12 protein-coding genes are annotated in these 12,466 nt (G+C 71.2%); 7 read left to right on the top strand and 5 right to left on the bottom strand.

The window, feature by feature from the left end:
* The first annotated feature begins 136 nt into the window (after positions 1–136).
* The 4 genes from OG199_RS32245 to OG199_RS32260 all read left to right on the top strand — a co-directional run bounded on the left by OG199_RS32245 (position 137) and on the right by OG199_RS32260 (position 6,925).
* A complete protein-coding gene (locus OG199_RS32245) occupies positions 137–1,294 on the top strand; it encodes a S1 family peptidase (protein WP_405834740.1) in 1,158 nt (385 codons plus the stop codon).
* Between the two features lie 462 nt (positions 1,295–1,756).
* Positions 1,757–5,245 carry a DNA polymerase III subunit alpha gene (locus tag OG199_RS32250; RefSeq protein WP_405832418.1) on the top strand — a complete coding sequence of 1,163 codons (3,489 nt, stop codon included), beginning with the start codon at positions 1,757–1,759 and terminating at the stop codon, positions 5,243–5,245.
* The gene (locus OG199_RS32255; RefSeq protein WP_401803004.1) at positions 5,242–6,252 is read left to right on the top strand and encodes a DNA polymerase thumb domain-containing protein; all 1,011 of its coding nucleotides are present in this window, start codon (positions 5,242–5,244) and stop codon (positions 6,250–6,252) included. Before OG199_RS32250 ends, OG199_RS32255 begins: the two co-directional genes overlap by 4 nt.
* Before the next feature lie 265 nt (positions 6,253–6,517).
* On the top strand, positions 6,518–6,925 hold the full coding sequence (locus OG199_RS32260) for a hypothetical protein (protein WP_405832420.1): 408 nt from the start codon (positions 6,518–6,520) through the stop codon (positions 6,923–6,925).
* 117 nt (positions 6,926–7,042) lie between these two features.
* Here OG199_RS32260 and OG199_RS32265 read toward each other — a convergent pair whose 3' ends face one another.
* Together OG199_RS32265 and OG199_RS32270 are read right to left on the bottom strand one after the other, a co-directional pair.
* Positions 7,043–7,651 (bottom strand): DJ-1/PfpI family protein, encoded by a 609-nt coding sequence (locus OG199_RS32265; RefSeq protein ID WP_356803444.1) that lies wholly within the window; start codon positions 7,649–7,651, stop codon positions 7,043–7,045.
* 206 nt (positions 7,652–7,857) lie between these two features.
* A complete protein-coding gene (locus tag OG199_RS32270; RefSeq protein WP_266705817.1) occupies positions 7,858–8,232 on the bottom strand; it encodes a cupin domain-containing protein in 375 nt (124 codons plus the stop codon).
* A 117-nt stretch (positions 8,233–8,349) separates the two neighbouring features.
* Between OG199_RS32270 and OG199_RS32275 the strand changes: the two genes are divergently transcribed.
* A complete protein-coding gene (locus OG199_RS32275; RefSeq protein WP_405832423.1) occupies positions 8,350–8,796 on the top strand; it encodes a MarR family winged helix-turn-helix transcriptional regulator in 447 nt (148 codons plus the stop codon).
* A gap of 171 nt (positions 8,797–8,967) precedes the next feature.
* Complete coding sequence (locus tag OG199_RS32280) at positions 8,968–9,825, top strand: triacylglycerol lipase (RefSeq protein WP_266698019.1); 858 nt, start codon at positions 8,968–8,970, stop codon at positions 9,823–9,825.
* 105 nt (positions 9,826–9,930) lie between these two features.
* Here OG199_RS32280 and OG199_RS32285 read toward each other — a convergent pair whose 3' ends face one another.
* Both OG199_RS32285 and OG199_RS32290 read right to left on the bottom strand, forming a co-directional pair.
* Positions 9,931–11,034, bottom strand: coding sequence for a lytic polysaccharide monooxygenase (locus OG199_RS32285; protein WP_405832425.1), 1,104 nt, complete (start codon positions 11,032–11,034; stop codon positions 9,931–9,933).
* A gap of 269 nt (positions 11,035–11,303) precedes the next feature.
* Entirely contained in the window at positions 11,304–11,528 is a 225-nt protein-coding gene (locus OG199_RS32290; RefSeq protein ID WP_401802993.1) for a cold-shock protein, read from the bottom strand.
* A gap of 199 nt (positions 11,529–11,727) precedes the next feature.
* Between OG199_RS32290 and OG199_RS32295 the strand changes: the two genes are divergently transcribed.
* Entirely contained in the window at positions 11,728–12,198 is a 471-nt protein-coding gene (locus OG199_RS32295; protein WP_405832427.1) for a GNAT family N-acetyltransferase, read from the top strand.
* A gap of 34 nt (positions 12,199–12,232) precedes the next feature.
* Here OG199_RS32295 and OG199_RS32300 read toward each other — a convergent pair whose 3' ends face one another.
* Positions 12,233–12,367, bottom strand: coding sequence for a hypothetical protein (locus OG199_RS32300; RefSeq protein ID WP_356803436.1), 135 nt, complete (start codon positions 12,365–12,367; stop codon positions 12,233–12,235).
* Between the last annotated feature and the right edge of the window lie 99 nt (positions 12,368–12,466).

Raw genomic sequence — 12,466 nt, forward strand, 5'->3', positions numbered from 1 at the left:
CGCACGGTCAAGGTGCGCGGGGCGCAGGGCTGTTGCCGTATGCGCGTCCTGAAGTCGACCTTGTGTGCTCCCTGTGCGCCTCGGAATAGTGGGCGGCGTACAACGGGCATGGACACGGCATTTTGCTGTGAGCCGGGTGTGTGTCCGTACGCCTTCCGGTCCTGGAGGTCCCCACAACCTCCCTGACCGACCCCCCACAGGAGGACGTGACTTGAAGCACCGACGCATACCCGCGAGGCGTGCCGTCATGGCGGGTGCGGGCATCGCCGCACTCGTCGCAGCCGGAGCCACTTTCCAGACTGCGAACGCGAGCGAGACGCCGCAGACCCCCGCACCGCACACGCTGTCGATCGCGGCGGCCGGAAAGCTCGCCTCGACCCTCGGCGAGGATCTCGGCGCCGACGCGGCGGGAACGTATTACGACGCGAAGTCCCGGCACCTCGTCGTCAATGTGCTCGACGAGACCGCGGCCAAGGCCGTGACGTCGGCCGGCGCCAGGGCCAGAGTCGTCGAGAACTCCCTCGCCGAGCTCAAGAGCGCCCGTACGACGCTCAAGAGCGACGCGACCATCCCGGGCACGTCCTGGGCGACCGACCCCCAGACCAACAAGGTCGTCGTCACCGCGGACCGTACGGTCTCCAAGGCCGAATGGGCCAAGCTGGCCAAGGTCGTCGACTCGCTCGGCTCCAAGGCCGAACTCCAGCGGACCAAGGGGGAGTTCAAGCCCTTCATCGCGGGCGGTGACGCCATCACCGGCTCCGGTGGCCGCTGCTCGCTCGGCTTCAACGTCGTGAAGGGCGGCCAGCCGTACTTCATCACCGCCGGCCACTGCACCGAGGCGATCTCCACCTGGTCGGACTCCAGCGGCAACCAGATCGGCACGAACGAGCAGTCCAGCTTCCCGGACAACGACTTCGGTCTGGTCAAGTACACCGCGAGCACCGAGCACCCGAGCGCGGTCGACCTCTACAACGGTTCCTCGCAGCCCATCACCAAGGCGGCCGAGGCGACCGTCGGCGAGAAGGTCACCCGCAGCGGTTCGACGACCCAGGTGCACAGCGGCACGGTCACCGGCCTGGACGCCACCGTGAACTACGGCAACGGGGACATCGTCAACGGGCTCATCCAGACCGATGTCTGCGCCGAGCCCGGTGACAGCGGCGGTTCGCTCTTCGACGGCGACAGCGCCATCGGCCTCACCTCCGGCGGCAGCGGCGACTGCACCTCGGGCGGCGAGACCTTCTTCCAGCCGGTCACCGAGGCGCTCTCGGCGTTCGGCGCCCAGATCGGCTGACCGTTCGCCCGCTTCTCCGACAGAGGCCCCGTCCCCGCACCGCGGGGGGCGGGGCCTCCGCCGTTCGCGCCGCCACGAGCAGGGCTGTCTCACCGACCCCGAGGGCACCCCGGGCATCGTCACCGTCCGCTGCCCCGAGCCGCGTCCCGTCGGCACGGGAGCGCCGTACGGTCGTTACGGAGCGTGCCGTCCGCGTCGCACACCGGCACCGTCGGCTCTTCCCGGGCCGTCGAACGGCGGCGTACGGGGTGCTCCGCGAGGTGTTTTTCCCCAACTGCGCCCTCCCGCCGGGGAGGTGACGGGGCGGTGCCTGTTGCGGCCGCGGCTCCCCTCGCCAAAGAATCGCTGATGTGTTCGAATCGGATCGCTGACCGGGGCTGATGGGGCTAGAGTAATCGAACGAGCGTACGATGAAGATATCGGGTGTATGGCCGAAAAGGGGTGGAGTGATGGAGGTGCGACATGGCGGGCTTCGCCCATCTGCACGTCGCGTCCGGTTACTCCATCCGCTACGGCGCCGCCCATCCCGAGCAGCTCGTCCGGCGCGCGGCCGACCGAGGCATGACGGCGCTCGCACTCACCGACCGGGACACGGTCACCGGCGCCGTCCGGTTCGCTCGGGCCTGTGCCGAGGCGGGGGTGCGGCCGGTCTTCGGTGTCGACCTGGCGGTGGAGGCCCTGGCGCCCCCGCCACCCGCTCAGCGCCGCCGCACTCCGGCGCGCGGCGGCGCGCACGTGATCGAACCGTCTCTGCGGTTCGTGCTGCTCGCTCAGAACCGGGCCGGATGGGCGCGGCTGTGCCGCATCACCTCGGCCGCCTATGCCGGCGCCGTTTCCGGTACGCCGCCGGTGGTGCCGTGGGAGGCGCTGCGCGAGCACGGTGGTCCCGGACTGACGGTGCTGCTCGGGCCGCTCTCGGAGCCGGTCCGGGCGCTGGCGGTGGGCAGGGAGGACGTCGCGATGAAGCTGCTGGCGCCCTGGAAGGAGATCTTCGGGAGCGAGGTCCGATTGGAAGTCGTTGCGCAGAAACGTTTCGGCACGGGTCCTGGATCCCTGCGCCTGGCCGCCCGCACCCTCACCCTGGCCGACCGCACCCGTACCACCGCTGTGCTCTCCAACGCCGTCCGCTACGCCGACCCCGACCAGCACCGTCTCGCCGACGTCTTGGACGCGGCCCGGCTGCTGCGGCCGATCGACCGGCGCCGTCTGGACAGCGGGCAGCGCTGGCTCAAGGACGAGCGGGCGATGACGGTCGTCGCACGCATGGTCGCCGAATGCGCCGGAGCGGACGTCCGGCGGGCCCGCCGGCTGATGGCGGACACCGCCGACACGGCGGCCGCGTGCGCCATCGATCCCCGGGCGGACCTCGGGCTGGGCGTCCCGCACTTCCCGGAGCCGTCGATCTTCGGCGCCGAGCCCGGCGCGCGAGGAGCCGCTGAACTGCTGCGCAGGCAGTGCGAGGCCGGCCTGGCCCGGCGGGGCCTCGACCACGACCGGGCGGTGCTCGACCGGCTGGACGAGGAGCTCGACGTGATCTCCGAGCTGAACTACGACTCGTACTTCCTCGCCGTCGGCCAGGTCGTGGCCGACATCCGGGCCAAGGGCATCCGCGTCGCGGCCCGCGGCTCGGGCGCCGGGTCGATGGTCTGCCACGCGCTGGACATCGCGACGGCCAACCCGCTCGACCACCGCCTGCTGTTCGAACGCTTCCTCAGCGTGCGCCGCGCCTCGCTGCCCGACATCGACATCGACGTGGAGTCCGCGCGTCGGCTGGAGTGCTACGACGTGATCTTCGAACGGTTCGGCAAGGAACGGGTGGCGGTCACCGCCATGCCCGAGACCTACCGGGCGCGCCGGGCCCTGCGGGACACCGGCCTCGCCCTCGGGATCGCGCCCGCGGACGTCGACCGGATCGCCAAGAGCTTCCCGCACCTGCGGGCCGCGGACATCACCGGTGCGCTCGCCGAACTGCCCGAACTGCGCCGGCTGGCGGCCGAGGCGCACCGCTACGGGCCTCTGTGGGAGCTCGCGGAAGGCCTCGACTCCCTGGTCCACGGCATGGCCATGCACCCCTGCGGCGTGGTCATCAGCGACGCGACGCTCCTGGACCGTCTGCCCGTCCAACCCACCCCCCAGGGCGACTACCCGATGGCGATGGCGGCCAAGGAGGAGGTCGAGGCGCTGGGCAACATCAAACTGGACGTCCTGGGCGTCCGGATGCTGTCCTCGATGGCCCACGCCGTCACCGAGATCGAACGGGCCACCGGCAACCACATCGAGCTGGACGACCCGCGGCAGGTGCCGCTCGACGACGTCTTCGCGTTCAAGCTCATCCAGGAGAGCCAGACCCTGGGCCTGTTCCAGCTGGAGTCACCCGGCCAGCAGGACCTGTTGTCCCGCCTCCAGCCCCGCGATCCGCAGGACGTCATCGCCGACATCAGTCTCTTCCGTCCCGGACCGGTCGCCGGCGGCATGCCCGAGCGGTACATCGCCGCCCGCCACGGCGGCGCGCCGGCCTACGCCCACCCGGACCTGGAGCCGGTGCTCGCCGACACCTACGGCGTGACCATCTGGCACGAGCAGATCATCGAGACGCTGTCGGTGATGACCGGCTGTGACCGGGCGCTGGCCGAGATCGCCCGACGGGCGCTCGGCGACAAGGGCCGACTGCCCGGGATCAAGGACTGGTTCCACCGTCAGGCGCACGTCCGTGGGTACAGCCCGGCGGTACGGGACGAGGTCTGGAAGACCGTCGAGGCCTTCGGCGCGTACGGCTTCTGTCGCGCCCACGCGGTCGCCTTCGCCGTACCCGCCCTGCAGAGCGCCTGGCTCAAGGCCCACTATCCGGCGTTCCTGCTGGCCGGCCTGCTCGAACACGACCCCGGGATGTGGCCCAAGCGCGTCCTGGTCTCCGACGCCCGTCGGCGCGGTGTGCCGATCCTGCCCGTCGACATCAACCACTCGAAGGTGAAGCACACCGTGGAGAAGGCGGACGGAGATCAGTGGGGCGTACGGCTCGCGCTGTCCGCGGTGCACGGCATCAGCGAGGACGAGTGCGCGCGGATCGAGGAGGGCCAGCCGTACGGATCCCTGTCGGACTTCTGGCAGCGAGCCCGTCCCGGCAGACCCGTCGCCGAACGCCTCGCCGGGATCGGCGCCCTGAACTCCCTGCACGACGGCCGCCTCACGCGCCGCGACCTGCTGCTGCAGATCGCCGAACTCCACCGGCAGTCCCGTAACCGGACCGCGGGCTCGGGCCAACTGCCCATCGACACGGGCGCGGTCGGGGGAGCGGAGCCGAGTGGTCTGCCGGAGATGACGGGACGCGAGGCCCTGAGCGCCGAGTTGAGCACCCTCGGCATCGACGTCTCCCGGCATCTGATGGAGCATCACCACCGGCTGCTGCGGGAGATCGGCGCGACCGACGCGGCGCACCTGGCCGGGCTGCGCGCCGGTCAGCAGGTCCTGGTCGCCGGCGTCCGCGCCTCCACCCAGACCCCGCCGATCGCCAGCGGCAAGCGCGTCATCTTCGTCACCCTGGAGGACGGCTCCGGCCTGGTCGACCTGGCCTTCTTCGAGGACTCCCACCCGGCCTGCGCGTACACCGTCTTCCACAGCGGGCTGCTGCTGGTGCGCGGCACGGTCCAGGTGCGCGGCACCCGCCGTACCGTCGTCGGCACCATGGCCTGGGACCTGGACGAGATCGCCGCCGCCCGCCGCGACAACGGACCCGAGGCCGCACTCGCCCTCCTCGGCGCCGACCATCCGCACCCGACCCCCGCCCAGCCGGTCCGGGGGCGGCCGCAGCCGGTGCCCGCCCCGCCGCGGCGCACCTTGGCGAACGGCACCACGGGCGCTCGGCTGCACCCGTACGCCGACCTGCAGCCGGCCGGCACCCGCTCGGCCGACCTGAAGAAGTTCGGCCACCGAAGCCCCGGGAGCGCGGGATGACCATCCGACGGCGGCACATCGCCCACCTCCACCTGCACGCGGCACTGACCGAGGATCAGTATGCCGACATAATCGAACTGGTGTCCGGTATCACGCCGCACGTCCAGGCCGTCCCGCCCGACGCCGTCCAGCTCGACCTGACATCGGCACTCCGGTACTTCGATCTGTCCCCGTACGACGTGGTCCAGTTGGCGAAGATGAGGCTGAAGGCCTTGTACGGCATCGACAGCAGTGCCGGCCTGGCGAACAACCGGATGCTGGCGGCCATGGCGGCCGACGCGTCCGCACCGGGTGACACCACCTGGATCCGTGACGGGCAGGCCGAGGCCTGGCTGGGTCCCCGCCCGGTCACCGCGCTGCCAGGGATCGGCCGCGCCACCGCGGACACGCTCAACAGATACGGACTGCACACCATCGGCCAGGTCGCCGACATCCCCGCGGCGACCCTGCAGCGGCTGCTCGGAGCCGGCTCGGCCCGACTGCTGGCCGAACGGGCCCGCGGCCGTGATCCCCGCCCGGTCACCCCGACGGCCCCAGCGGCCCACCTGACCGCCGACCTCGTGCTCGACCGGGACTGCCTCGATCCGGCACAACATCACCGAGCCGTCCTGGGACTCGCCGACCGGATCGGTCAGCGCCTGCGCGCCGAACGCCAGGTCGCCGGCCGGGTCACTCTCACGGTGCGGTACGCCGACCGCAGTTCCACCACGCGCTCACGGACGTCGACGGAACCCACCGACCACTCACCGGCCCTCGCCGCGACCGCTCTGGGCCTGCTGACCGCCCTGGGCCTGCAGCGAGCACGAGTCCGCGCCTTCGCGCTCCGCGCCGACGACCTGCTGCCGGCCGGCGGCGCCTACCGCCAGCTCTCCTTGGACCCGGGTGACACCCGGGCCCGCGCCACCGAGGCCGCCGCGGACCGGGCCCGCCGCCGTTTCGGGGCGGAAGCGGTACGCCCTGCCACCCTGGCCACCGCATCCACACGCAGAACCCCGACCCACCAATAGCCCCGGGCGTCTCCATACCCTGGGTGGCGACCTGAAGAGCTTCGCTGCCATGAAGGCATACTTCGTGGGCGTCGACGAGAGCCGCTGCAAAGCCTTCAACGCCCTCGGCGAGCCCCGCGGCCACGCGGAGTTCCTCGTGGCCCACCACCTCAACGTCGGCCAGGGGCCGACCAGTCGGCGGATGACACCGGGCTCCGCCGCGGCCGAGCCGAAGAGGCTCCGGCTCGGCGGGGCTCCGCTTGTCAGGACAGGGAGAACGCGGAGAATGCCAGATCTCGCACGAGAGGGGCGGCTGTTCCGGGTGGTCGGCTTCGCGGCGTCGCACCGGCAGTTGCTGCTGCGCAGCGACGCCCTTGCCGTCGACGCAACGGACACCCGGGTCGAGGTGTACTTCGGCCATGTGGAGCTCATGCTGCTCAAGCCCATCTACGAGAAGGGCATCCACGTCCGCCGGGCGACGGGCGCGGAGTTCGCGGTGCTGCAGGAGCGCCATGACCTCCCCGCGGAAGATGCGGCCTTCACCTGGATGATCGAACCGGACGGGGACAGCTTCGTCGTCTCCGGCGATCCCTCGTGGCGCGAGGCGGCCCGCGAGTTCGAGGACCCGTCCCTGTTCGACTTCTCCCAGCCCTGGCCCCCGGACTTCCCCGTGGAGCACGGCACCGTCGACTGATGAACGACACGCTGAGGGCGTCCCCTGCCATAGGGGGTGCCCTCAGCGCCGTGCAAGCCTCCTCAGGGGGACGGCCGTTGCCACCGTCGTCGCCCACAGGGGGCCGGTCGCGCGCCGTCAGCGCAGTGCGGCCTCGCCCGCGTGGACGGCGCGCAGGGCGCGTTCGGCCGTCTCCTGGTTCTCGCCGACCGGGGCCACGTAGTCGAGGACACCGCGCGCGGCGTCCTCCCCGAGCGTGCGGGTGATCACCCACGTGGCCAGATACTGGGACGCCAGGCAGCCACCCGCCGTGGCGATGTTGCCCTCGGCGTGGAACGGGGCGTCCAGCACGGTGACGTCGCACGCCTCGACGAAGGGCCGGCTCTTCATGTCCGTGCACACCGGCATGCCACCCAGCAACCCGAGCCGGGCCAGCACCAGCGCGCCGGAGCACTGTGCCCCGATCAGTTGCTGCGACGGGTCGAGCCGGAGCCTGGAGATCAGCCGGTCGTCGGCGACGACGTCCCTCGCCTTCACCCCGCTGCCGATCAGTACGACGTCGGCCTCGGTCACGAACTCCATCGGACGCTGCCCGGTCACCTCGACGCCGTTCATCGAGGTGACCACCGGCGTCGGCGTCGTGATGAAGGCTTCCAGCCCGTCCTTGCGGCACCGGTTGATCAGCGCGGAAGCGATGAAGCTGTCGAGCTCGTTGAACCCGTCGAAAGTGACCACGGCTACCTGCATCGCAACTCCTCCAAGCGCGGCATCGGAGCGCCAGTGTCCCTGGCGCCGACTACCGGCTCGCGGGCCAATCGGCGGCAGGTGGCATGCCTGCCGCGACCTTCGACCCGGTGGGCGTGGGTGGGGTCCGGGCCGTACGCGATCGCGCCGCTCGTCGCCGGCCGCGCGGGCCCCCGTCGGCGACGACTCGAACCGAACCGCCCACAGGGTCAGTTGGCCCAGGGCGGAGTGATGACCGAGCCGTCGGCCAGCTCCGCCCGGAGGCCGATGGACGTGGTGACCCAGGAGGTCGCGGTCCGACCGGTGGGGTTCTCGACGCCGAAGGCCGTGCCGGGGTTGATGATCACCGTGTCGCCCGCGGTGATCCGCTCGGCGCGGCCGTCGAGCGTGATCAGCAGTTCCCCGGTGAGGAGATGGAAGATCTCCTCACGGTTGACCGTGTGCACAGGGGCCTTCGTCCCGGCGGGGATCTCACCCCGCCAGGCGCACAGCTCCTTGCTGCCGCTGAGGGGAGTGGCGTACGAGACGAAACGGGCGCCGTGGATCTCGTGGACGACGGCGTCGGACGGGTGGACGACGGGCATGGCTGGCCTCCGTGGCGCGTGGACGAAAATGGTCAAGCGACTTGACTATATGGTCAACCTGCTTGACCACATAGTCAAGTCGCTTGACCGATGGGCGGGGAGTGTTTCAATGCTTCCGTGCAGAACTCCGAGGCCATGGCCCTGTCCGCCGCCCTGCTCGCCGTCGCCGGTGAGCTGACGCAGCGCATCCACGAGGGTGTCGTCGCGCGCGGGTTCGAGGGGTTGCGGCCCGCGCACGGCTTCGCGTTCACGCGGCTCGCTCCGGACGGCGCGACGGTCACCGAGCTCGCGGCGCACCTCGGGGTCACCAAGCAGGCCGCGAGCCAGCTCGTCGACGAGCTGGTGCGCAAGGGGTACGTGGAACGGCACCCGCACCCCGATGACGCGCGCGCCCGCCTGATCGTGCTGACCGAGCGCGGACGGGCCTGCACGCGTGCCGCGGAGGAGTCGGCGGCGGAGGCCGTCCGGCCGTGGGCCGAGCTGCTCGGAGAGGGTGAGGTGGGCGTGTTGCGCGAGCGTTTGCTGCGGATCGCGCCCTACGGTCCGATCAGGCCTGCCTGGTGACGGTGCGACGGCGCATACCAGCACGGCCGACTACCACTGGAAGTTTTTACTGACGCGTAACTTCACAGTTGGGCTACTCACTCGTAACTTGACGAGTGAACAGCATCCTCGTGATCCGGATCACAGGGCGTACGCCGCCGTCACTCCCTTGAGCCGCAAGGAGATCACCCGATGCTGCCCTGGAAGCGCCTGCTCAGACCCCTCGTCGCACTGCTGCTGGCCGCCGCCGTCGCGGTCGTCCCCGCCGCCACCGCCCACGCCGCCGCGCCGAGCAGCGGCTGGAACGACTACTCCTGCCGCCCCTCCGCCGGCCATCCCCGCCCCGTCGTTCTCGTCCACGGCACCTTCGCGAACTCCGTGGACAACTGGCTGTCCTTCGCGCCCTACCTCGTGGCCCGCGGGTACTGCGTCTACTCGCTCGACTACGGGCAGCTCCCCGGCGTCCCGATCTTCAACGCCCTCGGCCCCATCGACAAGTCGGCCGGACAGCTCCAGGTCTTCGTCGACAAGGTGCTCGCCGCCACCGGCGCCGCCAAGGCCGATCTCGTCGGCCACTCGCAGGGCGGCATGATGCCCCGCTACTACCTCAAGTTCCTCGGCGGAGCAGCCAAGGTGAACACCTTCGTCGGCATCGCGCCCGACAACCACGGCACCACCCTCGACGGCCTGACCAAGCTACTGCCGTACTTCCCCGGCGCCGAGGACCTGCTGTCCGCGGCCACGCCCGCGCTCGCGGACCAGATCGCCGGGTCCGCGTTCCTGACCAAGCTCAACGCCGGCGGCGACACCGTCCCGGGCGTCCACTACACGGTGATCGCCACCAGGTACGACGAGGTGGTCACCCCCTACCGCTCGCAGTTCCTCACCGGATCCGACGTCCACAACGTGCTGCTGCAGGACCTGTGCCCGGTCGACATCTCCGAGCACGCGGCGATCGGCCTCCTCGACCGGATCGCCTTCCACGAGGCGGCGAACGCCCTCGATCCCGCGCACGCCACCACCACCAACTGCGCCTCGGTGTTCAGCTGATCCATGGCCCGCCGACGGGTCCTGTCCGGCCTGAGCCGCCGGACAGGACCCGGAGTCCTTCCCGACCGATACGAGAAGGGGCAGGCGGGACTTCCGCAACACGCCCTACCGGCCGTGCCGGCCCCCGTGCACCGCGCGGCGGCGCACCGAGGCGAACAGCGCCGCCGCGCCCAGCGCCAGCGCGCTCGCCCCACCGATCGCGAAGTACGGGGTGTTGGAGTCGCCACCGGTCTCGGCGAGGTCCTCCGAGGCACCGGCCGTCCCGGGCCGATCGGCCGAAGCGGCGGAGGCGCCGGACGGGGCCGAGCCGCCGGACGTGCCGGAGGCGGGGGAACCCGCGGCCGGAGTGGCCGTACCGTCGTGGTGGTCGTGCCGCACCGTCGACCTGTCGGCACCGTCGGCGATCTGTTCCTCGGACGGGGCGGAGGCGACCGGCGCGGGCGCGCTCGACGCGGGGGAGACGCCGCTCCCCGTGCCGCCGCCCCCCGGACCGCCACCGGCGGAACCACTGCTGCCGGAGCCGCTGCCGCCCGAACCGCCGCCCGCCGAACCGGGGTTGCCCGAACCGCCGCTTCCGCCGAAGGTGACGTCGGAGCAGGAGTAGAAGGCCTCCGGGCTGTCCGACCGCTGCCAGACCGCGTAGAGGAGCTGCTTGCCGGAGCGCTTCGGCAGGGTGCCGGAGAAGGTGTAGTAGCCGTTCGTCGCGGCGGGGTCGGTCTTCGTGGCCACCGGGTGCGCCAGATCCAGATCCCCCCAGGCCAGCGGCTTCGACGGGTCGTACCCTTCCTTGGTGAGGTAGACGTCGAAGGTGCCCTTGTGCGGCGCGGTCACCCGGTACCTGAAGGTGTACGCGCCGGCGCTCACGGCCGTCGCGGGCCAGTCGGGGCGGGCCAGGTCCAGGCCCTTGAACTCGTCGTTGCCCGCACTGCACAGCTTCCCGTCGGGAACGCGCTGCTGGTGACGGCCGTTCGCGTCGCCGATCCGGATGCCGTTCCAGTCGTACAGCGCCTGGGTGCCGCCGGCCGCGACGGCCGCCTTGCAGGCGGCGGACCGGGGACTCTCGGGTCCCTCCGCGTAGCACTGGAAGACCCGGCTGACGGGGTCTCCCATCGAACCGTGCGCCGCGGCGGGCGAGGCGGCGAGCGCGGTCAGGGCGAGCGGGGCGAAACCGACGGCGGCGAGACGGGCGGCCTTTCGGCGACCGGACATGGGGGAGCTCCTCGATCGAACGGTCCTGAGCGGGCGAACAGCCCTGAGCACGTGGGGGTGATCAGCAAGCTAGCCCCAAGAAACCGTGGAATCGCCTGCTGGAGGCGGGTGCGGGAGATCCTTATGGCCGCGTTAAGGCGGGGCTAACGGGGGGCTCAGGATGGGGGGTTGGGGAGTCCTGTCCCACCTGCGGCGGAGCGCCGCACCGCCCGTGGTCGTCCACGGCCGTCCGTCGTGGCATGCGTGGGTTGAGATCGATCGGGTGGATGTCAGGCGGCCCGAGGCACGATGTTCACTGCCCGGTAGTCGTACCCGTCCTGCTTGAAGCCGGGGGCTTCCCACTGGAGGTCCACCCGCTGTCCCGGCGACAGCGTGCGGAACCCTTCCCTCTGGATGTTCGAGAAGTGGCCCCAGCAACCGCCGGGTGTCTCGGGGGAGTCGAGCACGCCCCACCCCTCCTCGTCGCGCCACTCGCGGACAGTCGCCGTCACCATGGGCCGAACCCTACGGGTCCGTCACCGCCGGCATACCGGGAACCTCGGCTCGGGAAGCTCGGGCGCGCGATCACCAGCAGTTCTAGAGCGCGGTGTTCCGCCCGTGACGAGCGGAGCACCGTCGGTGCACCTCAGCTCGGCCGCCGGGACGAAGGCCGCCGATCGGGCGCACACCGTGCGGGCAGGTAGCGTTCGGGTCGTGGCCGATGCTTCGAAGGAACCGGGGATCCGTCGCGCCGTCGCTTCGGACGTGGGCGCGGTGAAGGTCGTGACCGACGCGGCGTACCACCCCTACATCGCGCGCATCGGGGTGGTGCCGCAGCCCATGGACGCGGACCACGCGGCGAACGTGGCCGCGGGGCGGGTGTTCGTCACCGGCGGTCCCGGGGAGGGCGTGACCGGCCTCGTCGTGGTCGAGGCGCGCGAGGACCACCTGTATCTCGACAGCATCGCCGTCCACCCCGACGCCCGGGGGAAGGGCGTCGGGCGACGGCTGCTGGCGTTCGTGGAGGCGCACGCACGGGAGCTCGGGCTGCCCGAGGTGAGGCTCTTCACGAACGCGATGATGTGGGAGAACCGGAAGATCTATCCGAAGTACGGCTACGAGGTCGTCGAGCGTCGCGTGGACGGCCCGTACGACCGCGTCCACTACCGCAAGCGGCTCTTCTGACGGCTCGCGTTCCGCAGGCCGGTGCCGGGGCGGCTCACTCGTCCGGCCACCACGTGCGGTGGATGTCCTTGCGCACTTCGGGGCGCTCGGCCGGACGTTCGTCCGCCTTGTCCCGCGCACGACGAGAGTCCGACCTGGTCAGGGGCTTCTGCACGGTCACACGGCGCATGGCTGCCTCCTTGCGTCTACCCGATTCCGTCGTTGTGCGGAGGTAGACCCTTGCGGGGAGAGTTCCTCATCGGTCGCGATCTGTCTGTGGCGAGTATCA

Origin of the sequence: Streptomyces sp. NBC_01176 (assembly GCF_045039825.1) — a bacterium.
Lineage (GTDB): Bacteria > Actinomycetota > Actinomycetes > Streptomycetales > Streptomycetaceae > Streptomyces.

Excerpts from the sequence above, each read along its gene's own strand:
- OG199_RS32250 (WP_405832418.1), top strand. The coding sequence starts at position 1,757 with ATGGCGGGCTTCGCCCATCTGCACGTCGCGTCCGGTTACTCCATCCGC.
- OG199_RS32255 (WP_401803004.1), top strand. The coding sequence starts at position 5,242 with ATGACCATCCGACGGCGGCACATCGCCCACCTCCACCTGCACGCGGCA.
- OG199_RS32260 (WP_405832420.1), top strand. The coding sequence starts at position 6,518 with ATGCCAGATCTCGCACGAGAGGGGCGGCTGTTCCGGGTGGTCGGCTTC.
- OG199_RS32265 (WP_356803444.1), bottom strand. The coding sequence starts at position 7,651 with ATGCAGGTAGCCGTGGTCACTTTCGACGGGTTCAACGAGCTCGACAGC.
- OG199_RS32270 (WP_266705817.1), bottom strand. The coding sequence starts at position 8,232 with ATGCCCGTCGTCCACCCGTCCGACGCCGTCGTCCACGAGATCCACGGC.
- OG199_RS32280 (WP_266698019.1), top strand. The coding sequence starts at position 8,968 with ATGCTGCCCTGGAAGCGCCTGCTCAGACCCCTCGTCGCACTGCTGCTG.
- OG199_RS32285 (WP_405832425.1), bottom strand. The coding sequence starts at position 11,034 with ATGTCCGGTCGCCGAAAGGCCGCCCGTCTCGCCGCCGTCGGTTTCGCC.
- OG199_RS32290 (WP_401802993.1), bottom strand. The coding sequence starts at position 11,528 with ATGGTGACGGCGACTGTCCGCGAGTGGCGCGACGAGGAGGGGTGGGGC.
- OG199_RS32300 (WP_356803436.1), bottom strand. The coding sequence starts at position 12,367 with ATGCGCCGTGTGACCGTGCAGAAGCCCCTGACCAGGTCGGACTCTCGT.